Here is a 23,809-nt window from a genome sequence, read left to right as displayed (position 1 = left end):
TCCTTCCCTCTCCCCTCGCACCATCCCTTCGCACCCTCCCACCGAAAGGAACACCCGTGTCCGCACCCCGACCGCGCAAGCGACTCCTGGCCGCTGCCAGCGTCGTCGCCGCAGCCGCTCTCGCCCTCACCGGCTGCAGCGCCTCGTCGTCCTCCTCGAACACCTCCTCCTCGACCAGCACGGGCATCACCACCGCCTGGCCCGCCGACCTCACGTCGCTCTACCCGATGAACCTGTCGAACAGCGAAGATGCCGAAGTCGCCAACAACGTCTACGAGGGCCTCGCCGCCTACACGTTCACGACGGCCGCCGACGGCTCCCACGTCTGGCAGGGCTCGAAGGTCTCGCCCGCCCTCGCGAAGAGCTGGGACATCGGCACGAACTCGATCACCTTCCACCTCGACCCCGACCGGAAGTTCTACCCGTCGGGCAACCCGGTCACCGCCGACGACGTGAAGTGGAGCTTCGACGGAGCCCTGCACAGCCTGAACGCGCAGGACCTCACGTCGAATGGTCTCCAGAAGGCCTCCGACATCCACGTGATCGACGAGAACACCGTGAAGATCGACTTCACCGACGCCGACGGCAAGCCGATCGAGGTCGGCACCGCGCAGCTGGCGATGTTCGTCAACACCAACGAGCGGATCATCGACTCGGTCGCCGCCAAGAAGCACGCGACCTCGTCCGACCCCTACGCGGCCAAGTGGCTCCGCGACAACGTCGTGGGAACCGGCCCGTACTACGTCGCCAGCTGGAAGAAGGGCCAGGAGGTCGTCCTCAAGGCGAACCCCGACTACCCGAACCCGCCTGCCTACAAGACGGTGACCGCGCGCATCGTGAACGATGCCAACGTCGCCTCGCTCGTGAAGAGCGGCTCGATCAACTTCGCCGAGTTCGACATGTCGCAGACCGACATCACGTCTCTCAAGAGCGCCGGCTTCACCGTGGCGTCGCAGGCGACCCCGACCCTCACGTACCTCACGATGGCGTCCGACACGGGTGCCTTCGCCGACGAGAAGGTGCGACAGGCCGTCGCCACCGCGATCCCCTACGAGAAGATCGTCTCGACCGTCTACGCGGGCCGTGCCGAGCGCGCGCTCAGCATCGTGAACAAGAACTCCTCGAGCTACGACCCGGCGTGGGGCGAGTACGAGACCGACCTCACCAAGGCCAAGGAGCTCATGAAGGAGGCCGGCAACCCGTCGATCTCGGTGCCGCTGCACTACGACACCTCCGACTCGTCGCAGGAGAACATCGCGCTGCTCATCCAGGAGAACCTGAAGCAGATCGGCATCACCGTGAAGCTGACGCCCCAGACGAACAACCAGCAGTGGGACATCATCAACGGCCGCTCGCGTAAGCCGTCCAACCCCGGCGCCGCTGACATGGTGCTCTTCAACTGGGGCCCCTGGACCGACGACCCGAAGATCCCGATCGGCTACGCCACCACCAAGGGCGGCGTGAACAACTACGCGCTCTGGAGCGACAGCACCGTCGACCAGATCAACTCGACCTGGGAGCTGAAGGCCGACTCGACCGAGCGCGAGGACGCCTACAAGAAGGCCCAGGGCATCATCGCCGACGCGGCGCCCGTCATCCCGATCACGTACGCAGACCGCCAGTCGGTCATGGCCAAGGGCATGACCGGAGCGACGTTCGAGCAGTTCGCCGGCACGCGCTACTACCTGATCAAGCCGAGCAAGTGATCACGAGAGAGAGATTGAGCATGATCCAGACGAAGACCGCTGAACGGCTTCTCGACGGCTTCGAGCCGAGCTTCGAAGTCGACTACGCCAAAGCCATCCCCGAGTCCGAGTTCGCGGACCGCATCGCTCGGCTGCGCCGCGCCGCCGCGGTCGCCGAGAACGAGGTGACGCTCATCCACGCCGACGGGCTCACCGGCTTCCAGACCTCGAACACCTACCTGAAGTGGCTGTGCGACTGGTCGCGCGAGGGCATCCTCGTCGTGCCGACCGACGCCTCGAAGGGCATCCACCTCTTCACCTTCTACACCGAGTCGGTCATCATGCCGCCGCAGGGCGAGGCCGTCGGCGTCGAGGAGGTCTGGCAGATCAGCCCCTTCAGCATCGAGTACGGCGGTCGCGCGGGCGACCCGATCCGCAAGACCATCGAGGCGACCGTGAAGCGCCTCGCCGAGCTCGGCTACACCCGCTCGAGCATCGGCCTCGTGGGCGACCGCCTGTCGGCCGACTTCTGGCGCGTCCTCGCGGACGAGCTGCCGAAGGCCCGCTTCTCGGACCGCACCGAGACCCTGAACGACATGACCAAGCTGCTCTCGGAGAACGAGCGCGACCAGGTCCGCACCGCGGCGCAGCTCGCCGATGTCGCCTACGAGGCGGCCTGCCACGTCACGAAGCCGGGCGTCACCGACTTCGAGATCTACGCGGCGTTCACCTTCGCGCAGCTGTCGCGCGGCGGAGAGACCGGCGACGGCTACCAGATCGGCGTCAACCAGTGGGGCACCGCCTGCGGCAAGCCCTACGGCCACGTGATCCGCGGCGGCGACCTGCTCAACCTCTACGTCTCGAACGTCAAGTACCACGGCTACACCGCGCAGATCGCCCGGATGATCGCGATCGGGAGCATCACCGAGAAGCAGGAGACCACGCTGGCCATGTGCGCCGACGCGGTCCGCCGTGCCGAGGCGCGCATCCGACCCGGCGCCCCGATCCACGAGCTGCACGACGCTGCCTTCAGCGCCTACACCGACCGGGGCTACCTCACGGCCGAGCAGACCGACACCGCGAAGATGCCCTACAACTGGGAGTCCGAGAAAGACGGCGGCGCTCGCAAGGTGCCGAAGCAGTACGTGCCCGACGTCGACTACGAGGCCACCGGCCGTCGCCTCGAGCGCGTCTACCCGGCGACCTTCGGCCCGCACAACCCGAACCTCGGCCACAGCGTCGGCAACATGGGCGGCCCGAAGTTCAACGTGACGAGCCACAACACCGAGCTGCTCCAGCCGGGCATGGCGATGGTGCTCCACGCGCAGTGGCTCGACCCGCTGAGCGACGGCGCCAACATCGGCGACATGTTCCTGGTCACGGAGGACGGCTACGAGAACCTCAGCCGCCACACGTCGGTCGACGCCTTCCGCGTCGAGGCCTGATCGGTACCGCGCCCGTTCCGGCTTCGGCCGGGGCGGGCGGGGTGCGTCGGCGGCTCAGGCGTCGTGAAGCGACCGCACCATGCTCTGCAGGATGCGGAACGCCCGGGATTGCTCGTCGGCCGTCATGCCGCTCAGCATCCGCAGCTCGACGGAGCGGACCGCCGCGGTCGCCGACGCCAGGCTCTGCTGGCCCGCAGGCGTCAACCGGGTCGGCAGCGCTTTGCCGATCGGCGCCTCCGTCGGCCGGGTGACGTAGCCGTCGCGCTCCAGCGCCTGCAGCAGCACGTTCATCGACTGCCGGGTGACGAAGGTGCCTCGCGCGAGCTCGGAGTTCGACAGGCCCGGGCGCTGCGAGAGCAGCTCCAGGCACGAGTAGTGCGTCACCGTCATGCCGAGCGGCTTGAGGACGGCCTCCATCGCCGCACGCAGCGCACTCGACGCCTCTTTCAGCAGGTAGCCCAGGGACGTCTCGAGATCGACGCCGGCATCGTCTTGACTCATGTCAGTATTCTGACATAGCCTGGTGTGTGTCAGAAAACTGACACATGACCAAGGAGCACACCATGCCAGTCACCGGCCCCGACTTCATCTCGCTGCAGACCCGAGACCTCGACGCCTCGCAGGCGTTCTACGAGCAGTATCTCGGCCTCGTCCGCTCGCAGGCCGGCCCGCCGCACGCCGTCGTCTTCGAGACGAAGCCCGTCGCGTTCGCGCTGCGCGACCTGGTTCCCGGCACCGACCTCGACGCCGTCGCGCAGCCGGGAATCGGCGCCGCCATCTGGTTGCACGCCACCGACGTCCAGGCCATCCACGACGCCCTGGCCGCCGACGGGCACGCGATCGTCGCCGCGCCCATCGACGGCCCGTTCGGCCGCACGTTCACGTTCGCCGACCCCGACGGCTACAACATCACTCTGCACGACCGCGCCTGACGTCGGGGTCCGGTCAGGCCGCCCGCTGCAGCGCCCGCATCGCCCGGATATCGCTCTCCTGCGTCACGATCATGCTCCGCGCGAGCGCCGTCACCTGCGGGTTCGTCGAGCGGTCGAGCACGGCCTGGGCCATCTCGATGCCGCCCCGGTGGTGCGCGATCATGAGGCGCAGGTACAACCGGTCTTCGGCGGTGCCGGACAGCCTCGCCAGGCGCGCGAGGTCGTCGGCTGACGCGAAGCCCGGCATGACAGCAGGAACTGCGCCGCCCCCTCCGTGATCCATCGCCATGCCGCCCCCGGCCAGCGCCGGCCGGCTCATCCACGTCATCGCGGGCTCGGCCGGTGCCTGCGGAAGCCCCCAGACCTCGAGCCACCCGAACATCTGGCCGGCCTGCTGCTGCTGCGACCGCGCGATGTCGTACGCCAGTGTCCTGACGGCGTCGCTCTCACCGCGGTCGCGCACCGTGAACGACATGTCGACGGCCTGGTTGTGGTGCACCTGCATGTCGCGGGCGAAGCCGGCCTCGGCGCTGGTGGTCGCCGGTGGAGCCTCGCCCCGGACCGTCCGGGCGCCGAGGAAGACCCCGGCGACGAGGATCAGCGCCGCGGCGAGGAGGGCGGCGGCCGTGAGGCGGATCCTGCTTCGGGTCACGCGATCTTTCCGGGGCCGTCCACGCCGCCGGTGCAGGGCGCACCCGGCTCGGGTGCCGTCGAGGCCTGCCAGTACTTCGTGATGAACTGCTCGACGCGCGGGTCGTCGGCCTTCGAGAAGCCGAGCTGCGCGCCCCAGGCCGAGATGTACATCGGCTTGTCGAGGCCCGCGTAGGGCGAGAGGACGGCGTAGGTGGTCGGGACGACCTTGCGCAGGGCAGTGACCTCGGCGTCGCTCACCTGATCGGGGTCGTAGGTGATCCAGACGGCACCGTGCTCGAGGTCGTGCACCGCGTTCTCGCTGGGCACCTCCTCGCTGTAGACGCCGCAGTTCAGCCAGACCTGGTTGTGGTCGCCGCCCGCCGGCGGAGTCTGCGCGTAGTCGACGGTGCCGGCGACGTGGTTGCTGGTCAGGCCGTCGTAGGTCTTCACTCCGGAGATCGACGAGGCCGTCGGCGCGGTCGACGAGCCGCTCGTGACGACGAACACGATCACGAGAGTCACCGCGGCGACCGCCGCCGTGCCGCCCACGATCAGGCCGACGAGGCGGTTGCGCTTGGTGCGGGCCTGCTGGCGCTTGAGCTCTGCGAGCTTCTCCTGCCGGGCGGCGAGCCGCTCCTGCTTCGTCGACGGGGTCTTCGGGGTGCCGCTGGTGGGGGTGCGAGCCACGGGGGTCCTCTGTGATCGGGGATCGTGTTGACGTGTCACCGAAGAAGGTAGGGAACCCGGCTGGAGGAGTGCCGAGAGGGCAGTGTCAGCGCGGCGTGGCCCTGAGCTCCTCGTCGTCGAGCTCGGCCTCGGCGGCATCGAGCTCGGCTTCCGGCGCGGCTTCGGCCTCGGGCGCGACCCGCGGCTTCCACGTCAGCGCCATCGAGGTCAGGGCGAGCAGGGCTCCGAGCACCCCGACGGCGATGAGCAGACCGCCGATTGTACTGCCCGACTGCGTCGCGAACAGCTTCGGGTAGTCGGCGGTGCCGGCCGTGTAGATCGCGGCCTCTCTCGTGTTCGAGATCGTCAGGAGCAGGTAACCGCCGACGGCGACGACCAGCGACGCCAGCCACAGGATCATGCGGGGCAGGTTGATTCGCGACAGGCGGGGTGCAGGGGTCGAGGGCATGGCGGCTTTCCGTGGGGGAGTGATCCGGGTCGGATCACGGCCACGCTAAAGAGGCCGCCTATCCGTCGGGTAAGTGCCGGCCCTCCGGAGCCTCTGCGTCGGCGGGGCCAGCCGCAGCCCCGACGCTCAGATGCCGGAGACGAGCCTGACGCCCGCGGCGATCTTCGCGACGAGGTAGGAGGGAAGGTGCCCGACCGGATACGGGTCGAGGAACCCGCGGCTGACGGGCCCGATCTGCGTCACGACAGCGACGGAGTCCTTGTCGAGACCCGACGCGTCGAGGGGGACGAGCACGTTGCCCGGGAATGACTCGAGGGCGACGTTCGACGTGAGCGGCACCACCAGGACCGTGTTGATGTCGGTCGCCAGCACCCAGTTCTCCTGCGTGACGATGGCCGGCCGGATCTTCGCGGGCTCAGAGCCGCGAGGCGATCCGAAGTCGACCCACACCACGTCTCCGTGGGCGATCACCACTCCGTGCTGCGCAGAGTGGTGCGTGCTGTCTCGCGCAGGAACTCGCCCTCGCCCGACGGCTGACCGGCGCGGGCGATCGCGGCGTTGGCGAGAGCGGTCAACTCGCCCTCGCCCTCGAGCTCGCGCGCCAGCTTGTCGGCAGCAAGTCGGTAGAACTCCGACCGGTTCATGCCGTTGCGCGCGGCCACCCGCTCGAAGCGCGCGAAGTCGCCGTCGGGAAGCGAGATGGCTGTTCTCATTCAGTCAGTATAACAAGTTATACCGATCCGGGCCGAGGCGGTGGTGTCGACCGAGCACGGCGGGGTACAGGCTCCACGCGGCCTCAGAGTGCGGGCGTACCTTCAGCCGCGTCCACGCATCTGACCCCGAAAGCGAGACCACAATGCCGTTCCTCACCGTTCCCCAGCTGTCCGCCCCCGACGTCGAGCTCCACTACGACGACTTCGGCACCGGCAGCCCCGTCGTCCTCGTTCACGGCTGGCCCCTCAGCGGCCGCTCGTGGGAGGGCCAGGTCCCGGCCCTCGTCGAGGCCGGCCACCGTGTCATCACCTACGACCGCCGCGGATTCGGCCAGTCGTCGCAGCCGTGGGACGGCTACGACTACGACACCTTCGCCGCCGACCTGAAGGCGCTGCTCGACCACCTCGACCTCACCGGCGTCACCCTCATCGGCTTCTCGATGGGCGGCGGCGAGCTGGCCCGGTACGTCGCCCAGTACGGCACCGAGCGCATCGCGAAGCTCGTGTTCGCCAGCGCGGTGCCGCCGTACCTCTACAAGGCGTCCGACAACCCCGAGGGCGGGGTCGACGACGACCTGGCGGCCTGGTTCCACGACGGGATCGTCGGCGACCGGCCCAAGTTCCTGCGCGAGTTCATCACCATGTTCTTCACGGCGGGCAAGCCCTCGCTGATCAACAGGCCGCTGGTGAGCGACGAGCAGGCCGCGTACAACCTGGCCATCGCCGAGCTGGCCTCGCCGAAGGGCACGCTCGACTGCACGGTCGCGTTCGCGACGACCGACTTCCGCGACGACCTGACGAAGATCGACGTGCCGACGCTGGTGATCCACGGCGACTCCGACTCGATCGTGCCGTTCGAGGTGAGTGGCAAGCGGACCCACGAGGCCGTCGCGAACTCCGAGCTCGTGCTGATCGAGGGTGCACCGCACGGCGTCACGGTCACCCACAAGGACGAGTGGAACCAGCACGTCCTCGCCTTCCTCTCGAAGTGACCGCCGGCCCGATCGTCAGCCCGCTGGGGTACTCGCACGTCCGGCTCACCGTCACCGACATCCACCGGAGCAAGGCGTTCTACACGGCGCTCTTCGGCATGGGGCCGGGCAGCGACTTCAGCGACCAGATCGACGACCCGACGATCCACGACGACCCCGCCCGCACCTACGGCGGGTGCTCGTTCCGGTTTCACGGACAGACGCTCGGGCTGCGGCCGGTCGCCCCGGTCGGCGACACGTTCGACCCGAACCGGGTGGGGCTCGACCACCTGAGCCTGCGCGTCGGCTCGGTCGACGAGCTGCACTCGGCGGCTGAACGGCTGTCCGAGGCGGGTGTCGTGCACGGCGAGGTCACCGAGCTGCCGGCGTTCGGGCTCGTGATCCTCTCGTTGCAGGACCCGGACGACATCAACCTGGAGCTCGCCGCGGCGCTCGGCTGAGGTGCCCTGGGCTCACGCCCCCCCGCCGAATCGGCACGCCCCCTCCGTCTCGACGGAGGGGGCGTGCCGCTGTGGCGGGGTTGGAGCTGCTCGGCGGGTGGCGGCGGGGGCTCGGCGGGGGCGGCCCCCTAGCCGGCCAGTGCCCCGAACCGGGCGCGGATCTCGCCCAGCACCGTCTGCACGGTGCGCCGCTGGAGGGCCTCGGGCCGAGCGAGCGCGTCGATGCGGCGCGTCACCGAGAAGCCCCGCGTCGGGCGGAGGTCGATGCCGGGCGGGCGAGAGTCGGCGGCGAGGTGGCGGGGCAGGAGCACGACGCAGTCGGTCGCGGCCACGACGGACGCCGCCACCGCGAAGTCGTTGACGCGGTGGCGCACGTCGGCGTCGATGCCGGCGAGCGTGGAGAGCGTCTCGATGGCGCCTTCGAGCGGGAAGCCGTCGTGCACCGCGACCCATTCGGCGGTGCGCAGCTGGTCGGCTCCGACGGCGTCGAACCGCGACAGCGGGTGGCCCTGGCGCAGGGCGATGTCGAGGGGCTCCTCGAGCAGGGGGACCACCGCGACCGACGACGGCCACGGCGGGCTGTTGCGCAGGCGGTGCGCCACGACGAGGTCGTGGTCGAGGGCGAGCGACGGGAAGGCGTCCTGCTGCACGTCGTGGTCGCTGACCGAGACGGCGACGGTCGAGCGCGAGGGGGCGGCGAGCAGCGGGCCGAACAGGGCGAGAGCGGCACTCGTGAAGGCGGCGACCGTGACGTCGCCGACGGGCTCGGCGTGGAAGCGCCCGACCGACTCGTCGGCCTTCGCCAGGGCGATCTCGACGTCGACGACGGCGGCCGAGAGTGCGCGACCTGCGGCGGTGAGGGTGGTGCGGCGGCCGATCCTCTCGGTGAGCGGCACGTCGACGCCACGCTGGAGGGCGGCGAGCTGCTGCGACACCGACGACGGCGTGACCCGCATCGCTGCCGCGACGGCGGCGATGCTGCCGCGATCGCCGAGCTCGCGGAGGGCGCGGAGCTGAGCGAGTTCCATTAGCCGAGACTAATGCTTCACCCAATCAAGCGGTGGCTTGTGCGACTGTCCGCGCGGCGGGACGATCGACCCGTGCTCGCTCGCCTGCTCGGACTCCGCGTCGACGGACTCCTCCTGCTCGTCGCCCTGGTCTGGGGCTCGACCTACCTCGTCGCCAAGGAGCTCGTCGGCCCCGACACCGTCCTGGCCCTGCTCGCCGTGCGCATGCTCGTCGCGACGCCGCTCATGGTCGGCGCCGTCGTGATGCTCGGTCGGCGCAGCCTGCCGACGCGCGCCGAATGGGGAGTCGGGGTCGTGCTCGGCGCCCTGCTGTCGGCGGTCTTCCTGCTCGAGACGTTCGGCATCGCCCACACCTCGGCGACGAATGCGGGCGTCATCATCAGCCTGACGATCGTGTTCACGCCGCTGCTCGAGTCCGCCGTCGCGCGGGTCGCCCTGCCGAGGCGGTTCTCTCTCGCAGCGCTCGGGGCCCTGGCCGGCGTGGTGCTCCTCACGAGCGGGGGAGCCCTGTCGCGGCCCTCCCTCGGCGACGGCCTCGTGCTCGGTGCGGCCGTCGTTCGCGCCGTCCACGTGACGACCATGCACCGGCTGACCCGGCGATCCGCGCGGCGGCTCGACTCGGCGACCCTCACCGCCGTGCAGCTCGCGACCTGCGCCGCCGTCTTCGCGGCCGCCTCGGCGCTCGTCGGGCAGCCCGTGGCGACCTACGTCGGGAGTCTCACGACGAGCGCCGTCGCGCTGCTGCTGTACCTCGCCGTCGTCTGCACCGTGTTCGCGTTCTTCGTGCAGATGTGGGCCGTGCGCCGCACGTCGCCGACGCGGGTCAGCCTGCTGCTCGGCACCGAGCCGGTGTGGGCGGCGCTGATCGGCGCGTTCGTGGCGCGCGACGCGCTCGGGCCGGTGGGGTGGGCCGGCGTCGTCGTGATCCTGGTGGCGACGGCGTGGGGGCGGCGGGTGGAGGGGCGACGGGTGCTGGCGGCGGCGGGCGTGAACCCGCCGGACCGGCCCGTGCCCGCCGTCTGACCGGCGGGGGTGTGCCGATCCGGCGGGTGGGCCGGGCCGGGCCGGCGGGGGTGTGCCGGTTCGGCGGGTGGAGGGGGCGGCGAGTAGCGACGGCGGAGGCGCGGTGAGCGTCAACCCGCCGGATCGGCCCGTGCCCGCCGTTTGACCGGCGGGGGTGTGCCGGTCCGGCGGGTGGCGGGCGCGGCGGGTGGAGGCGGCGGCGGCAGGACGGCGGCGGCGAGCGGCGCCGGGAGTCGCGGCCCGGCGGCGGGCCGCGAGTTCCTGCGCCCGGGTCAGGCCATCGACCCGACGACGCCGAGCAGCTGCAGCCTGTCGTAGGTCTCGGAGCCCGGCTCGGCCGTGTACACGAGGAGGAAGTGCGACTGCTCCGGGTCGATCAGCGTCTGGCAGGCCAGGTCGAGCGCGCCGAGCTGCGGGTGCACGAAGCGCTTGAGGGGCTGCGGGCGGAGGCCGATCTCGCCGAGGTCCCAGAGCTCACGGAACTCGGCGCTGCGCTCGGACAGGTCTGCGACGTAGGCCGCCGCGCGTGAGGCCGGGCCCCGGCGGGCGGCGACGTCGCGCAGGCCGGAGACCCAGAGGCGCGACAGGAAGGCGTGGTCTTCGTCGGCGTAGAGGCGGCGGCTGCCCGCATCGGTGAACCAGCGGTAGCCGATGCTGCGCGCGGGCCCGGTGAAGTGCGCGGTATCGCCGGTCAGCGCGACGCCGAGAGGTGTCTGCCTCAGCGTCTCGCCGAGCTCCGACACGATCTCGGCCGGGGTGTCGTCGAGCCGGTCGAGGATGCGGAGCAGACCCGGTGCGACGTGATCACCCGACGGCCCCGGGGTCGGCGGGTGGTGCCCGGCCAGATGGAACAGGTGGTCGCGCTCGGCCACCGACAGGTGCAGGCCCTGCGCGATGGAGGCGATCATCTGCTCGGACGGCTGCGGCCCGGTGCCGCGCTCGAGGCGCGCATAGTAGTCGGGCGACATGTGGCTGAGCCCCGCGACCTCCTCGCGGCGCAGCCCGGCGGTCCGCCGACGCTGCCCGCGGGGGAGCCCGACGTCTTCGGGCTGGAGCGCCGTGCGCCGGCGGAGCAGGAAGGCTCCGAGCTGATCTCTGTCCACGTTCCAGTTCTAGTGCCCCGGCGCGGATCCGCGTAGCCGCCAGCCAGGACTTCACGAGTCCTGGTCAGACGCCGCCGCACGGGTCAGAGTCGGAGGACCCCACCGACAGGAGCAGCCATGCCGCGCAGCATCAGCGAGATCAGCCTTTCCGACCTGACCGGACAGCGCGCCGTCGTCACGGGCGGCAGCGACGGAATCGGACGCAGGATCGCGACCCGCCTCGCGGCCGCCGGCGCCGAGGTCGTGCTCCCGGTGCGGAACCCGGCCAAGGGCGCGGCGACCGTCGAGACGATCCGCGCGGCCGTGCCATCGGCCGCCGTGACCCTCCGGCAGCTCGACCTGTCGTCGCTCGAGTCGGTCGCGGCTCTCGCCGACACCCTCGCAGGCGAGGGCGATCCGATCCGCATCCTCGTGAACAACGCCGGGATCATGACGCCGCCGAGCCGCCAGGTGACGGTCGACGGCTTCGAGTCGCAGTTCGGCACCAACCACCTGGGCCACTTCGCGCTCGTCGCCCGGCTGCTGCCGCAGCTCACCGCCGGCAGCGCCCGGGTCACGTCGCAGATCAGCGTCTCGGCGAACAACGGCGCCATCAACTGGGACGACCTCGGCTGGGAGCGCAGCTACGCCGGCGGCCGCGCCTACAGCCAGTCGAAGATCGCGCTCGGGCTGTTCGGCCTCGAGCTGGATCGGCGCAGCCGGGCCGGAGGCTGGGGAATCACCAGCACCCTGGCTCACCCCGGCGTCGCTCCCACGAGCCTGCTCGCCGCTCGGCCCGAGATGGGTCGGGCAGCCGACACGGCGGGCGTGCGGCTGATCCGCTGGCTCTCGGCTCGCGGCATCCTGCTCGGCACGCCCGAGTCGGCGGCCCTGCCGGCGCTGCTCGCCGCGGCCTCGACGGCCTCGGAGGGCGGCCGCTTCTACGGTCCGAGCGGCGCCGGGCACCTGGGGGGCCCGCCCGCCGAGCAGAAGCTGTACTCGCGCCTGGGCAGCGAGGAGGACGCCCGCCGCATCTGGACCGTGTCGGAGCACTTGACCGGAGTCGCGTTCCCGGCGGTCTGAGTGCTCACGGCGTCGGAGGTGTCGTCCCGCTGAAGTCGACCTTCTGAGTGCTCGCGTTCCAGGTGAGCGTCGCCGTGGTGCGGCCCGTCGGGTCGGCGTTCGAGTCGCTGCCCTCGGCGTACCGGTAGGTGACCGACAGGCGGTCGTCGGCCTCCCTCGCGACGTCGGGAGAAAAGGCGTAGGAGGTGGAGGTGGCCGTCCCGAGATACGAGCCGTCATGGAAGAGCAGGATCGCGTACGGCGAGCTGGACGTGGCTCGGGCGAACGTGGCCACCGACCACGACAGGGCGGCGCACGCATCGTAGCCGCTGTAGTCGGCCCCGGAGGCGTCCCACTTCTCGCCGCTCAGGCCCTCGGGGACGGGCAGGGCCGCGATCGGCGCAGCCGCCGCATCGCGCGCGTCGGATGGGCCGCAGGTGCTGGTCGCGGTCCCTTCCGTCGGCGGGGGTGGGGTGGCGGTCGTCGTCACCGTGGCGGTCGGCGCCGACCCGGGCGTGGTCGACGTGCACCCCGAGAGTGCGGCGACCAGCCCGGCGCCGGCAAGGAGCAGGGCGGGGGCGGTGGTGGAACGCATGACTCCACCGTGCTCGCTCCCGCCTCCGAGAACCGTGAATGCGCCGGGGGAGCGTGGGCAGGAGGGGAGCGCCGGCGCGAGGGGAGCACTGCCAGGGCACCCCGCTCGCAGGCGCAGGCGTCTACCGTTCACGGCGACCGAACAGGAGACAGCACATGACAACCATGGCAATCATCGGCGCCGGGCCCGGCCTCGGCCTCACCGTCGCCCGCCGCTTCGGGCGCGAGGGATTCTCGATCGCGCTCATCTCTCGCCACCAGGGTCGGCTCGACGAGCTCGCCGCGACCCTCGAGGACGAGGGGATCACCGCGCGCGGCTTCACGGCGAACGTGCGCGACCAGGAGTCGCTGCAGGGGGCTCTCGAGGCGGCGGCCGAGCAGCTCGGACCCATCGAGATCCTGCAGTACAGCCCTCTGCCCGCCAAGGAGTTCATGCGGCCCGTGCTCGAGACGGTCGCCGACGACCTGCGCGGCCCCGTTGAGTTCTCGATCTACGGGGCAGTCACGGCGGCTCGCCAGGTGATCCCGGGCATGCGCGCCCTGAAACGAGGCACGCTGCTCTTCGTCAACGGCGGAAGCGCCGTGCGCCCCGGCCCGGCGGTGACCGGCACGTCGGTGGCCTTCGCCGGTGAGAGCGCCTACGCGCAGCTGCTCCACGACGCCGTGAAGGAGCAGAACATCCACGTCGGGCAGCTCATCATCCCGTTCGGCATCGACGACGGAACCGACGAGCACTCGGCCGCATCCGTCGCGGAGCGGCTCTGGACCATGCACGCCGAGCGCGGCGACTTCCGCGTCTACGCGGAGCCGCTGCCGTAGGGCGGCGCTACTCCGACGGCGGCCGCTGACGGTTGCGCTTGGTGGCCGAGCGCTCCGACTTCGCGTCGAGGCGCCGGCGGTCCGAACCGCGCGTGCGCCGGGTCGGCCGCCGTGGGGCCGCCTCGGGCGCGAGCCCCGCGGCGATGACCGCGGCGAGCTTGGCGAGGGCGCTCTCGCGGTTCTGCAGCTGCGACCGCTGCTCCGACGACACGGCCCTGACCTCGCCGCCGACGAGCCGACCCGCGAGGCGCGCGAACAGCAGCGCCCGCTGGTCGTCGGTCAGCACGGCCGATGCCGCCGGACTCCACGACACCTGAGCGCGCGTGTCGGACGTATTGACGTGCTGCCCGCCCGGCCCCGACGACCGCGAGAACTGCCACCGGAGCTCGCCGGCGGGGATCGTCAGCTCGGGCGTCACCTCCAGGTCCATGCGACAAGGGTGGCACGTCGGCCCGCGCCCGCGCCGCCGGTGCTACTGCTCGATGTCGCTGAACAGGCCCGTGAACGTCGTGCCGAGGCCGATGACCTCCTGGAAGAACGCTCCGCCGGGCTCGTCGGCGACGGCCGCAGACGCCGCCTCGTACGACTCGAAGTAGAGGTCGAGGGTGCGGTAGGCGGGGGTCGGGGTGCCGTCCTCCTTCGGCCAGACCTTCGCCGACTCGACGCGCTGCAGGCCGGTGAGCTGGGAGGCGAGCTCGAGGACGCGCGGGTAGGCGGCGTCGAATGCCGCGGTGTCGGCGGGGTTGTCGATGACGAGGGTGATCTTGGTTCCCATGGTGTGCCTTTCGTGAGGGGGTGCCGGTGCTCGGGGCGATAGCCGAGGTCAGGGAGAAGATACCGCCGCGCCTCCCCTGCCGGGCCAGACCTCACGGCAGAGGAGGGCCGCGTTTGCCGGGCGTTCAGCCGCGATCGCTAGACACGGGGCATGGACACCATGCCGATCGGCGACCTGCGCGAGTACATCGAGGAGCTCCGGGCTCAGGGGTACTCCGTCGGCAACGCCCACACCGCCGACCCCGACCTGATCGACCCCGAGGGCAACCCGATCTACACCTGGCAGGAGGACTACCCGTACGACGAGCGCATGAGCCGCGAGGAGTACGAGTTCGAGAAGTACCGCCTGCAGGTCGAGCTGCTCAAGTTCCAGTACTGGCTCGAAGACACCGGCAAGCGCGCCATCATCCTGTTCGAGGGGCGCGACGCGGCGGGCAAGGGCGGCACGATCAAGCGCTTCACCGAGCACCTCAACCCCCGCATGTCGCGGGTGGTGGCCCTGTCGAAGCCGAGCGAGCGCGAGTCGGGGCAGTGGTACTTCCAGCGGTACGTCGAGCACCTGCCGACGGCCGGCGAGATCGTGCTGTTCGACCGATCCTGGTACAACCGGGCCGGCGTCGAGCGGGTGATGGGCTTCGCCTCCGACGAGGAGTACGAGACGTTCATGGCGCAGGCGCCGTCGTTCGAGAAGATGCTGATCGACTCGGGTATCCACGTGACCAAGTTCTGGTTCTCGGTGACGCGCAAGGAGCAGCGCACGCGCTTCGCGATCCGGCAGCTCGACCCGGTGCGCCGCTGGAAGCTCTCGCCGATGGACATCGCCTCGCTCGGCCTGTGGGACAAGTACACGGCCGCCAAGGAGGAGATGTTCCGCCGTACCGACAAGCGGATCGCCCCGTGGACGATCGTCCGGTCGAACGACAAGAAGCGCGCCCGCATCAACGCCATGCGCTACTTCCTGTCGCAGTTCGAGTACGAGGACAAAGACCGCCGTGTCGCGGTCGCGCCGGACCCGCTGCTCGTGATGCGCGGCAAGTCCCTGCAGCTCGAGGAGTAGCTCGAGAGCGCCGGACGCTCCTCCTTCGCCGCCGCCGCCCGAACGGGTGCCCACCGAAGGGGGACTCGTGGCAGCGCGGGCCTCTGCCTAGCGTGGAGGCATGAGTTCTCCGCGCCACCGCGATGCTCCGCCGTCGCGCGGACGACACTCGCGCCCCGCCTCCTCCGCCTCGCAGTGGAGCGGCAAGCGCGTCGTGCTCTCGGCCTCGGCGGTCCTGGCGATCGGCGGGCTGTCGTTGACGGCGCTGATGCCGGCGTTCGCCGTGACCGGGCCGGCGGAGGCTCCGTCTGCCGCGAGTCGGTCCGCCGCGAGTCAGCCGGCCGCCAGCCGGTCCGCTGCGGGCACACCTGCGTCCCTGCCCGATCAGCAGTCGTACACCGTGGCCGACACGGTCGACGTCGAGCCGTCCGTGGCGCGCGACGGCTACACCGCGACCTCGCCGCAGGTGCTCCAGGCGCGCATCGACGCCGCCCTCGCCCTGAAGACCAGCGCCGGCAAGAAGGCCGCCGCCATCCGCTCCATCCTGAAGACGCCGGTCACCGTCGTCTCCGTCAATGCGGCCGCGCTGAGCGACACCACCCCCGCCGACGACGTCGTCAACACCGCGACCGCCGACGAGAGCGTCACGACGACGACGGTCGGCACGGTCTCCGACGTCGTCTCCGAATCCACCCTCGATTCGGCGTCGGCGACCCAGAACCGCCTCGTCGCCGCGGCCACGAAGTACGTCGGAGTCGTGCCGTACGTCCACGGCGGCGCGACCCCCGAGCAGGGCTTCGACTGCTCCGGGCTGGTGAAGTACGTCTACGCGGAGTTCGGCGTCGACCTGATCCACGACGTCGACGCGCAGGCCGCGGCGGGCACCGAGATCCCGGCCTCGAAGCTCCAGCCCGGCGACCTCGTCGTCTACCCGCACCAGCACATCGGCATCTACATCGGCGACGGCTACATGGTCGACGCCCCCAACGTCGGCCGCGACGTCGAGGTGCAGTCGGTCTGGGGCGATCCGGTCTACGTGCACATCAAGGTCTCCTGACAGGCGCCGGGCGCAGGAACTCGCAGCCCGCCGCCGGGCTGCGAGTTCCTGCGCCCGTGCTCGCGGGGTGGTCCTCGCGGGGTGTCCCGCGCCGGGGAGGTGAGACGATGGCCTCATGCCTCTCGGGTCGCGACGCCGTGCTCTGCCCGTCAGGCGCATCGAGCGCAACGATGCGGAGCCGCCGAAGGAGCCGGAGTGGCCGCTGACGCTGGAGCCGGTCCGCGCTCTTCTCGACGACGGGCTGGACCTCGGCGCGGTGACCGTGCTCGTGGGCGACAACGGCGCTGGCAAGTCGACCGTCGTCGAAGCCGTGGCGGACGCCTTCGGACTCAACCTCGAGGGCGGCTCGACCGGCGCGCGGAATCGGACTTTCGGCAGCGAGTCGGCCCTCGGGGAGCGGCTCACGCTCGTTCGCGACGTCGGGGCCTCCCGCAAGGGGTTCTTTCTTCGCGCGGAGACCATGCACGGCTTCTACACGTATCTCGACGAGGTGAACGACGCCGGCGGGTACCACTTGAAGAGCCACGGGGAGTCGTTCATCGACCTCGTGATGGACCGCAGCCTGATCCGCGGCCTCTGGCTGTTCGACGAGCCGGAGTCGGCGTTGTCGCTCCCCGGATGCCTCGCACTGCTCGGTCTGATGCGCGGCCTCGTCGAGAACGGGTCGCAGATCGTCCTGTCGACGCACTCGCCCGTCCTCGCCGCGTACCCGGGGGCCTTGCTCTACGAGCTCGGCGACTGGGGCATTCGGGCCTGCGACTACGACGACCTCGACCTCGTCCGGAACTGGCGCGGGTTTATGGCCGACCCTGCGCGCTACCTGCGGCACCTGGGGTAGCGGCCCCGGTCCGGAACGTGACCCGAGCGGCGCGAGATGGCCCGCGCCGTCGGGCCGCGGGCTCGCACCCGACGCGGAGGGCCACCTCGCGGCGGCGACCATCGGGCGCGAGGGCCGGGCGCCCCTAGCTCTCTGTGCCCCGCTGCTCGGCCTGGATCTTCGCATCTTCAGCGGCGAGGATGCGGTCGGCCTCGGCGTTCACCTGCTGGGCGTCGTAGTCCGCGATGAACTTGTCGGCGTTCTCGCGTGTGACGCCGTAGGCCGTGCCGCAGTACGCGCACGACACCGTGTACGAGCCATGGCCGAACGGGAAGATCGGCGCGAAGAACAGCGTGAACCAGGTGCGCCGTCGCACCAGGCGCTGCGCCGCCTCGTGGTGGCAGGTGGCGCAGACGAAGATGAGCATCGCAACGACCTTGGAGCTCGTGCGCGAACCGAAGATGATCATGTGTGTTCCCCCTTTTCGTGGTCGAACATACTCTCGTCCGGTTCGCGCACGGTGCGGCGCGGTCAACCGTCCACGACCTGGGCCGCTCACGCCGCGCAACTTGTATAGTCAAGTTGTGCCCGCGCCCATCCATGAACTGATCGCCGAGCAGCTCCGCGGCCGGATCCGATCGGGCGAGCTCGCTCCCGGCGCGTCGATCCCGTCGGAGTCGCAGCTCTGCGCCGAATGGCAGTCGTCACGCGGACCCGTGCGCCAGGCGCTCGCCACCCTCCGCGCCGAAGGCCTGCTCGCCGGCGGCCAGGGGCGTCGCGCGGTCGTCAGCACCCCCGCCCTGGCGCAGCCGTTCGACACGCTCCTCTCGTACTCCGCGTGGGCGACCTCGATCGGCCGCACCCCGGGTCAGAAGACGCTGGAACTCGCACGGCGCCCGGCGAGCCCCCTCGCCCGCGAGCGACTCGGCCTCGAGACCGGCGAGGACCACGTCGTCGAAGAGCTCCGCCTCCGCCTCCTCGACGGCGACCCGGCCATGCTCGAGCGCACCACGTACGCCCTGCGCGTCGGCACGCTCCTGCTCGACTTCGACACCGACTCGGGCTCCGAGTGGAGCTACCTCGAGTCGCACGGCGTGGCCTTCGCCGCCGCCAGCCACGTCATCGACGCTGTGGCCGCCGACGCGGTCGACGCCGCCCACCTCGGCGTCGTCGAGGGCTCCCCGCTGCTGCGCCAGCGGCGCTGGGTGCGCGACGCCGACGGCGCGGTCATCGAGTACGACGACGACCGGTACCTGCCCGGCCTCGTCAACTTCAGTCTCGAGAACGGCCCGGCGCTGACGCATGTCTCCTGACCTCCTCCTGCTATTGCTCTGCGGGGGAGTGGTCGCGGGCGTCATCGGCACGGCCGGTGGGGTCACCTCGCTCGTGGCGTACCCGCTGCTGCTCGCCGTCGGGATCCCGCCGCTCACCGCCAATGTCACCGGAGCCGTCGCGATGCTCGGCTCGGGCGTCGGGTCGACCCTGCGCGCCGGCCCCGACCTCGTGGGCCATCGCGCCACCCTGCGGCGCTGGATGCCCGTCGCCGTGACGGGGTCGCTGCTCGGAGCCGTGCTGCTGCTGGTGACGCCGCCCGACCTGTTCGGGCGGATCGTGCCGTTCCTGGTGGCGGCGGGTGCGCTGCTACTGCTCGTGCAGCCGACGATCACCGGCTGGAACGAGCGTCGGCGCGGGGCGGTGGGAACCGGGGTGACGGCCTCGGCGATGACCGGCGTCACGATCTACAACGGGTACTTCGGCGCCGGGTCGGGCGTGCTCATGATCGGCGTGCTGCTGCTGACGCTCGAGCCGCAGATCCTGCGGGCCAACGCGCTCAAGAACGTGCTGCTGGTCGGGGCCGACCTCCTGCCGGCCGTGCTGTTCGCCGTGTTCGGGCACGTGGTGTGGCTCGCGGCGCTCGCCCTCGGCGTCGGGACGCTCGCCGGCGGGCTGCTCGGGCCGAGCGTCGCCCGCCGGGTGCCCCGCACCGCGCTGCGCCTCGCTGTGGCCGCGTCGGGCTTCGCCCTAGCCGCCTGGCTCTTCGCCCACCCCTGACGCCGCCGCCCGCCCCGCCCCGCCGCCCGCCCCCGCCCCCGCCCCCCGCCGCCGCCGCCCCCCGCGCCGTCGAGACTCCAGCGTTGGCCCCGGTTCCGCCGCAGAAAAGGGCCAATTCTGGAGTCTCGATGCCACGGGGCTGGGCGGGGCGCCGGCGCCCCGTCCGGCAGTGACCCGCCGAGTCAGCGCAGCAGCGCCGTGACGACGTCGCCCACCGGCCCCGACAGATCGGCCGCCGACGCCGACGCCAGCGGGCCGAGCTCGGTCGACGCCCGCCAGAGCACGATTCCGAACCCCGTGGCCATCGCGATCTGGGCCCGCAGCAGCAGCGCCTCGGTCGCGGGGTCGTCGCGCTTCCAGCCGGCGATCGCCGCCATGCTCTCGGTGTAGCGGGTGAGGGTGGCACGGCGGATCTCGTCGGCCTTCTCGTCACCCGACGACCGAATGAGAAGCAGCAACTCGAGCGGCTTGACGCCGCCCGACTGGTCGGCGACGCGCGCGACGAGGCTGGCGACCATCTGGTCGAACGTCGTCTGCGACTCGGCCGGTGGCTCCATCTGCTCGACGGTGCGGTTCAGGCAGGCGGCGAACAGCCCCTCCTTGCTGCCGAAGTAGCGGTTGATCAGGGCGACGTTGACGCCGGCGTCGGTCGCGATGTCGCGGACGGTGGTGGCCGCGTACCCGTCATGCGCGAAGCGGCTGCGCGCCGACTCGAGGAGCGCCTGGCGCGTCTTCTCGGCGTCGCGGCTGCGCGATGCGACGGGGCTGTCGGTGGTCATGGTGCTCATCCTCCCAAGTCCCGCAACCGTACCGGCCCGTCTCGTCGATGTAAACAAAAGTTGACATTGCTCGGCGAATCACTAGTCTTCACAAGTCAGCAATTGTTTACACGACTCCGGAGACCGATGTCAGACACCCTTCAGGAGCCCACCACGGGCTCCATCGCCGCTGCCGAGCACAGCGAGCACAAGCCGAACCTCACCCTCGTCATCGTGTACCTGGCCCTCGGTGGCCTGGCCTACGCGGTCCTCCAGTCGCTGGTCGCCCCGGCCCTCTCGACCATCGGCGAAGACCTGAACGCCTCGACGTCGAACGTCAGCTGGGTCATCACCGCCTACCTGCTCTCGGCGTCGGTGCTCACGCCGATCCTCGGCCGCCTCGGCGACATGCTGGGCAAGCGCCGCATCCTGATCGTCGTGATGTCGCTCCTCCTGATCGGCACGCTGGTGGCCGCGCTCGCCACGAGCCTCGGCGTCCTCATCGTCGCGCGGATCCTGCAGGGTGCCGCCGGCGCCGTTCTGCCGCTGTCGATCGGCATCGTCCGCGACGAGTTCCCGAAGGAGCGCGTCAGCACGATGATCGGCCTCCTCTCGGGCATCTTCGGAATCGGCGCCGGCATCGGCATCGTCGCCGCGGGCCCGATCGTGCAGCACCTCAACTACCACTTCCTGTTCTGGCTGCCGCTGATCCTCGTGGTCATCGCGCTCGCCGGCATCATCTTCGGCATGCCCGAGTCGCCGATCCGCAAGCCCGGCCGCCTCGACCTCGTCGGCACCGTCATCCTGACGGTCTCGCTCGTCTCGCTGCTGCTGGCCGTCTCCGAGGGCGAGACCTGGGGCTGGGGCGACTTCAAGACGATCGGCCTCCTCGCGGTCGGCGCACTCGCGATGGTGGCGTTCGTGCTGATCGAGCTCCGCGTCGCAGAGCCGCTGATCGACGTCCGACTCTTTAAAATCCGCGGCGTCTGGACCGCCCACGCTGTCGCGCTCGTCTTCGGCTTCGCGATGTACGGCACCTTCGTGCTCGTCCCGACCCTGCTCCAGCTGCCGGCCTTCACCGGATACGGCTTCGGCAAGGACGCCTCGCAGTCCGGCCTCTTCCTGCTGCCGACCGTCCTGATGATGATCGTCGTCTCGCCGATCTCCGGCGCCCTGGTGCGCAGGCTCGGCGCGAAGCCGCCTCTGGTCATCGGCGGCATCCTGCTCACGGCGGCGTTCGTCCTGCCGGCGCTCACCCACGAGCACACCTGGCAGATCCTCCTCTCGGGCATCCTCACCGGCGCGGGCATCGGCTTCGGCCTGGCGGCGGCGTCCAATGCCATCATCGAGAGCGTCCCGAAGGCGCAGACCGGCGAGGCCATCAGCGCCAACACCGTCGTCCGCACCATCGGCTCGAGCGTCGGAACCGCCGTCATCGCAGCCCTCATCTCGTCGCACTCGAAGGTCTTCACGACGCCGGCGGGCTCGATCGCGCTCCCGTCGGGCGACACCTTCACGATCGGGTTCTGGGCGTGCGCCGGCGTCGGAGCCCTCGCCATCGTCGCGGCCCTCGCGGCGCCCGGCCTGCGCAAGCGCCACGACGACGCGGTCGCCGCGGGCGTGGACGACGTCGACGACCTGCTCGCCCAGTAGGGCGCAGGAACTCCCCGCCGCCGCCGGGGTCAGACCTCGGCGGCGGCTGTGCGAGTTCCTGCGCCCCGTGTCGTCAGCAAGTCAGATCGGGCGAACCCGCACCATCTACGGCAGATTCGCCCGATCTCACAGGGGAAGGCTCCGACAGCGACCGGCCCCTCGACGCGACCCGATGTGGGGGAGGCGCCGACGCACGGCCCTTCCTAGGCTGGTCGCATGGGGGATGCAGCGCCGCAGTGCACCGGAGAGGGCTTCGACGATACGGCGCCGACCCCACGGCAGCGGGCCAAGGGCGCGCTGGCCGTGGTCGCGATGATCGGGCTGCTGCTGGTCGTGCAGCCGGTGATCCGCGACGCGGTCACCGAGCATCCGATCATCAACGGCCTGCGCATCGGGGTGCCGGTCGCCGCGCTCGTAGTCGGCAGCGCGGCCACGCTCGTCCGCAGCCGCATCGTCGCGTGCCGCGTGGGTCGCATCGAGCGGCTGCGTCCCGACGCCGTCGTGTTCGTGGCCCCGCGCACGCCACTGGTCCGCACGGCGCTCGCCGCCGTCCGCCCCGGGATCGGCCTGCCTGCGCGCTTCCTGGTCTCGGCCGGCTGGCAGGGCGTCGAGCTGTGGGCTCAGTCGACCGACGAGGCGCCGACCGTCACGTTCTCGTGGCGCGAGGTCGACGGAGTCGCCGCCGCCTTCCAGCGCGTCGGCGCGGGCACGTACGCCCCCGACGCTCGAACCGTGCGGGTCCGCATCGGGGCGGGCGGCCACGACTCCGTCGACCTCCCGCTGTCGATCTACACGCCGAACCTCCTCGGCTTCGCCCGAGCGCGCCGAGCCAACGAGGTGCTCGCCGGCTTCACCAGCTGGGCACCGTATCGCACGGCCACGACCCCCTAGGGCGCAGGAACTCCGTCCCCGCCGCCCTGCCCGCCGATCGCCGCGCGCGCCACGTCGATCACGTGCATGACTCCGACGATGTCGTCGTGCGTGTGCACGGGTGACTCGGCGAGGCCCTCGCCGATGTACGACGCCACGGCCGTCGCCTGGTAGCCGAGGCCCTCGTGCACGGCCTCGAAGCGGTCGTCGATCCAGGTCGCCGTCTCGTCGGAGCCCATGCCGCCGCGGGTCCAGGTGATGCCACTGGGGCCGAAGAACGGGCTGGGCAGGTCGATGCGGCCCTCGGAGCCGATCACCGACGCGACGACGGGAAGGGCGGTCACGAGCGAGGTGGACGCGAAGGCGCGGGCACCCGACGCGTACGAGAGGAGGAGGTCGGCGCGGGCGTCGACGTCGCCGGGGCCGAGGTCGCCCCGGGTCACGATGTCGGTCGGGGTGCCGAGCACCGAGGCCGCGAACGAGATCGGGTAGACGCCGGCGTCGAGGAGGGCCCCGCCGCCGAGCTCCGTGTTCCAGAGGCGGTGCGACGGGTCGAACGGCATGGTGAAGCCGAAGTCGGCCGTGACGAGGCGGACCTCGCCGATGGCTCCGTCGGCGAGGAGCAGGCGGAGGATCTCGGTCTGCGGGAGGTAGCGGGTCCACATCGCCTCGGTGACGAACACGCCCGCGGTGCGGCCGGCGTCGGTGATCTCGCGGGCCTCGTCGGCCGACATCGCGATCGGCTTCTCGATGAGCACGTGCTTGCCGGCGGCGATGGCGGCCAGAGCCTGCTCGCGGTGCAGGGGGTGCGGGGTCGCGATGTAGACGACGTCGACCTCGGAGTCGTTCACGAGTGCGTCGACCGACTCGGCCACGCGCGGGATGCCGTGCCGCGCGGCGAACGCGGCGGTCTTCTCGGCGTCGCGCGCCGTCACGGCGACGACGCGCTGCGCCGTGTGGGCGTGCAGGGCGAGCACGAAGCGGTCGGCGATGCCCGTGCCGATGACGCCCCAGTGGAGGGCGGGGACGGCGGCGGGATCGGGGAGGACCGGGGTGGGCAGGGTGAGGGACATCGTCGGCCTTTCAGTGCTTGGCTCGTGCTAACCACGTTACATCCACTCTACCGGCCCGGTTTCGGCAGTGTTTCGCGCTCGCGCCGGGTCTGTAACAGCTCTCGGCGTCCTCTAGCCGCAGCGCTCGGGCACGGCC

The 23,809-nt window shown here is 71.1% G+C and carries 29 protein-coding genes; 15 read left to right on the top strand and 14 right to left on the bottom strand.

The genetic code is table 11. The features are described 5' to 3' along the window. Positions 1-56 precede the first annotated feature (56 nt). Together AC07TY_RS11135 and AC07TY_RS11130 are read left to right on the top strand one after the other, a co-directional pair. A complete protein-coding gene (locus AC07TY_RS11135; RefSeq protein WP_494785389.1) occupies positions 57-1,706 on the top strand; it encodes an ABC transporter substrate-binding protein in 1,650 nt (549 codons plus the stop codon). Positions 1,707-1,726: 20 nt separating this feature from the next. Continuing rightward, entirely contained in the window at positions 1,727-3,130 is a 1,404-nt protein-coding gene (locus AC07TY_RS11130) for a M24 family metallopeptidase (RefSeq protein ID WP_494785388.1), read from the top strand. 54 nt (positions 3,131-3,184) lie between these two features. On the opposite strand, the gene AC07TY_RS11125 is transcribed toward AC07TY_RS11130, so the two are convergent. Continuing rightward, positions 3,185-3,631: a MarR family winged helix-turn-helix transcriptional regulator gene (locus tag AC07TY_RS11125; protein WP_494785387.1), complete on the bottom strand. Its 447-nt coding sequence runs from the start codon at positions 3,629-3,631 to the stop codon at positions 3,185-3,187. Positions 3,632-3,693: 62 nt separating this feature from the next. On the opposite strand from AC07TY_RS11125, the gene AC07TY_RS11120 reads away from it, so the two are divergent. Beyond that, entirely contained in the window at positions 3,694-4,062 is a 369-nt protein-coding gene (locus tag AC07TY_RS11120) for a VOC family protein (protein WP_488625542.1), read from the top strand. Positions 4,063-4,075: 13 nt separating this feature from the next. Here AC07TY_RS11120 and AC07TY_RS11115 read toward each other — a convergent pair whose 3' ends face one another. The 5 genes from AC07TY_RS11115 to AC07TY_RS11095 form a co-directional block, all read right to left on the bottom strand. Beyond that, positions 4,076-4,714 (bottom strand): DUF305 domain-containing protein, encoded by a 639-nt coding sequence (locus AC07TY_RS11115; RefSeq protein WP_494785386.1) that lies wholly within the window; start codon positions 4,712-4,714, stop codon positions 4,076-4,078. After that, the gene (locus AC07TY_RS11110) at positions 4,711-5,382 is read right to left on the bottom strand and encodes a thioredoxin-like domain-containing protein (RefSeq protein ID WP_494785385.1); all 672 of its coding nucleotides are present in this window, start codon (positions 5,380-5,382) and stop codon (positions 4,711-4,713) included. Before AC07TY_RS11110 ends, AC07TY_RS11115 begins: the two co-directional genes overlap by 4 nt. A gap of 85 nt (positions 5,383-5,467) precedes the next feature. Further along, positions 5,468-5,830 (bottom strand): dinucleotide-utilizing enzyme, encoded by a 363-nt coding sequence (locus AC07TY_RS11105; RefSeq protein ID WP_494785384.1) that lies wholly within the window; start codon positions 5,828-5,830, stop codon positions 5,468-5,470. A 126-nt stretch (positions 5,831-5,956) separates the two neighbouring features. Beyond that, positions 5,957-6,304: a type II toxin-antitoxin system PemK/MazF family toxin gene (locus AC07TY_RS11100; protein WP_494785383.1), complete on the bottom strand. Its 348-nt coding sequence runs from the start codon at positions 6,302-6,304 to the stop codon at positions 5,957-5,959. Further along, positions 6,298-6,543: a CopG family transcriptional regulator gene (locus AC07TY_RS11095; protein WP_488625546.1), complete on the bottom strand. Its 246-nt coding sequence runs from the start codon at positions 6,541-6,543 to the stop codon at positions 6,298-6,300. The genes AC07TY_RS11100 and AC07TY_RS11095 overlap by 7 nt, the downstream gene beginning before the upstream one ends. A gap of 143 nt (positions 6,544-6,686) precedes the next feature. Here AC07TY_RS11095 and AC07TY_RS11090 point away from each other — a divergent pair, with 143 nt between their 5' ends. Both AC07TY_RS11090 and AC07TY_RS11085 read left to right on the top strand, forming a co-directional pair. Continuing rightward, positions 6,687-7,535 carry an alpha/beta fold hydrolase gene (locus AC07TY_RS11090; RefSeq protein WP_494785382.1) on the top strand — a complete coding sequence of 283 codons (849 nt, stop codon included), beginning with the start codon at positions 6,687-6,689 and terminating at the stop codon, positions 7,533-7,535. Continuing rightward, on the top strand, positions 7,532-7,975 hold the full coding sequence (locus AC07TY_RS11085) for a VOC family protein (RefSeq protein WP_494785381.1): 444 nt from the start codon (positions 7,532-7,534) through the stop codon (positions 7,973-7,975). Before AC07TY_RS11090 ends, AC07TY_RS11085 begins: the two co-directional genes overlap by 4 nt. A gap of 128 nt (positions 7,976-8,103) precedes the next feature. Here AC07TY_RS11085 and AC07TY_RS11080 read toward each other — a convergent pair whose 3' ends face one another. After that, positions 8,104-9,003, bottom strand: coding sequence for a LysR family transcriptional regulator (locus AC07TY_RS11080; RefSeq protein WP_488625549.1), 900 nt, complete (start codon positions 9,001-9,003; stop codon positions 8,104-8,106). A gap of 72 nt (positions 9,004-9,075) precedes the next feature. Between AC07TY_RS11080 and AC07TY_RS11075 the strand changes: the two genes are divergently transcribed. Further along, complete coding sequence (locus AC07TY_RS11075) at positions 9,076-10,026, top strand: DMT family transporter (RefSeq protein ID WP_494785380.1); 951 nt, start codon at positions 9,076-9,078, stop codon at positions 10,024-10,026. 272 nt (positions 10,027-10,298) lie between these two features. On the opposite strand, the gene AC07TY_RS11070 is transcribed toward AC07TY_RS11075, so the two are convergent. Further along, a complete protein-coding gene (locus AC07TY_RS11070) occupies positions 10,299-11,129 on the bottom strand; it encodes a helix-turn-helix transcriptional regulator (protein WP_494785379.1) in 831 nt (276 codons plus the stop codon). Positions 11,130-11,246: 117 nt separating this feature from the next. Between AC07TY_RS11070 and AC07TY_RS11065 the strand changes: the two genes are divergently transcribed. After that, positions 11,247-12,191: an SDR family oxidoreductase gene (locus AC07TY_RS11065; RefSeq protein WP_494785378.1), complete on the top strand. Its 945-nt coding sequence runs from the start codon at positions 11,247-11,249 to the stop codon at positions 12,189-12,191. 4 nt (positions 12,192-12,195) lie between these two features. On the opposite strand, the gene AC07TY_RS11060 is transcribed toward AC07TY_RS11065, so the two are convergent. After that, on the bottom strand, positions 12,196-12,765 hold the full coding sequence (locus AC07TY_RS11060; protein WP_488625553.1) for an LppP/LprE family lipoprotein: 570 nt from the start codon (positions 12,763-12,765) through the stop codon (positions 12,196-12,198). Between the two features lie 155 nt (positions 12,766-12,920). Between AC07TY_RS11060 and AC07TY_RS11055 the strand changes: the two genes are divergently transcribed. Continuing rightward, positions 12,921-13,583, top strand: a complete 663-nt coding sequence (locus AC07TY_RS11055) for an SDR family NAD(P)-dependent oxidoreductase (RefSeq protein ID WP_494785377.1) — start codon at positions 12,921-12,923, stop codon at positions 13,581-13,583. A gap of 7 nt (positions 13,584-13,590) precedes the next feature. Here AC07TY_RS11055 and arfB read toward each other — a convergent pair whose 3' ends face one another. Both arfB and AC07TY_RS11045 read right to left on the bottom strand, forming a co-directional pair. Next, entirely contained in the window at positions 13,591-14,013 is a 423-nt protein-coding gene (gene arfB, locus AC07TY_RS11050) for an alternative ribosome rescue aminoacyl-tRNA hydrolase ArfB (RefSeq protein ID WP_123506412.1), read from the bottom strand. Between the two features lie 42 nt (positions 14,014-14,055). Beyond that, a complete protein-coding gene (locus AC07TY_RS11045; protein WP_488625555.1) occupies positions 14,056-14,358 on the bottom strand; it encodes an EthD domain-containing protein in 303 nt (100 codons plus the stop codon). A gap of 150 nt (positions 14,359-14,508) precedes the next feature. Between AC07TY_RS11045 and ppk2 the strand changes: the two genes are divergently transcribed. The 3 genes from ppk2 to AC07TY_RS11030 all read left to right on the top strand — a co-directional run bounded on the left by ppk2 (position 14,509) and on the right by AC07TY_RS11030 (position 17,288). After that, positions 14,509-15,414 carry a polyphosphate kinase 2 gene (ppk2, locus tag AC07TY_RS11040; RefSeq protein WP_370454095.1) on the top strand — a complete coding sequence of 302 codons (906 nt, stop codon included), beginning with the start codon at positions 14,509-14,511 and terminating at the stop codon, positions 15,412-15,414. Positions 15,415-15,514: 100 nt separating this feature from the next. Further along, entirely contained in the window at positions 15,515-16,450 is a 936-nt protein-coding gene (locus tag AC07TY_RS11035; RefSeq protein WP_494785376.1) for a C40 family peptidase, read from the top strand. Between the two features lie 115 nt (positions 16,451-16,565). Continuing rightward, the gene (locus AC07TY_RS11030) at positions 16,566-17,288 is read left to right on the top strand and encodes an AAA family ATPase (protein ID WP_494785375.1); all 723 of its coding nucleotides are present in this window, start codon (positions 16,566-16,568) and stop codon (positions 17,286-17,288) included. A gap of 124 nt (positions 17,289-17,412) precedes the next feature. Here AC07TY_RS11030 and AC07TY_RS11025 read toward each other — a convergent pair whose 3' ends face one another. Further along, on the bottom strand, positions 17,413-17,736 hold the full coding sequence (locus tag AC07TY_RS11025; protein WP_488625558.1) for a zinc ribbon domain-containing protein: 324 nt from the start codon (positions 17,734-17,736) through the stop codon (positions 17,413-17,415). A gap of 115 nt (positions 17,737-17,851) precedes the next feature. On the opposite strand from AC07TY_RS11025, the gene AC07TY_RS11020 reads away from it, so the two are divergent. Continuing rightward, entirely contained in the window at positions 17,852-18,580 is a 729-nt protein-coding gene (locus AC07TY_RS11020) for a GntR family transcriptional regulator (protein WP_494785374.1), read from the top strand. Beyond that, positions 18,570-19,319: a sulfite exporter TauE/SafE family protein gene (locus tag AC07TY_RS11015; RefSeq protein WP_494785373.1), complete on the top strand. Its 750-nt coding sequence runs from the start codon at positions 18,570-18,572 to the stop codon at positions 19,317-19,319. The genes AC07TY_RS11020 and AC07TY_RS11015 overlap by 11 nt, the downstream gene beginning before the upstream one ends. A 182-nt stretch (positions 19,320-19,501) precedes the next feature. On the opposite strand, the gene AC07TY_RS11010 is transcribed toward AC07TY_RS11015, so the two are convergent. Next, positions 19,502-20,098, bottom strand: a complete 597-nt coding sequence (locus AC07TY_RS11010; protein WP_233580002.1) for a TetR/AcrR family transcriptional regulator — start codon at positions 20,096-20,098, stop codon at positions 19,502-19,504. A gap of 126 nt (positions 20,099-20,224) precedes the next feature. Between AC07TY_RS11010 and AC07TY_RS11005 the strand changes: the two genes are divergently transcribed. Both AC07TY_RS11005 and AC07TY_RS11000 read left to right on the top strand, forming a co-directional pair. Beyond that, a complete protein-coding gene (locus AC07TY_RS11005; RefSeq protein ID WP_494785372.1) occupies positions 20,225-21,730 on the top strand; it encodes an MFS transporter in 1,506 nt (501 codons plus the stop codon). A 216-nt stretch (positions 21,731-21,946) separates the two neighbouring features. After that, positions 21,947-22,621, top strand: coding sequence for a hypothetical protein (locus AC07TY_RS11000; RefSeq protein ID WP_494785371.1), 675 nt, complete (start codon positions 21,947-21,949; stop codon positions 22,619-22,621). Here the strand turns inward: AC07TY_RS11000 and AC07TY_RS10995 are convergent. Continuing rightward, positions 22,618-23,673, bottom strand: a complete 1,056-nt coding sequence (locus tag AC07TY_RS10995; RefSeq protein WP_494785370.1) for a Gfo/Idh/MocA family protein — start codon at positions 23,671-23,673, stop codon at positions 22,618-22,620. The two genes, AC07TY_RS11000 and AC07TY_RS10995, sit on opposite strands and share 4 nt — an antisense overlap. Between the last annotated feature and the right edge of the window lie 136 nt (positions 23,674-23,809).

The organism is Frondihabitans sp. GW821-FHT04F02 (assembly GCF_059420045.1).
The sequence above is the reverse complement of the archived record's forward strand: the minus strand, read 5'-3'. Positions and strand labels throughout refer to the sequence as shown.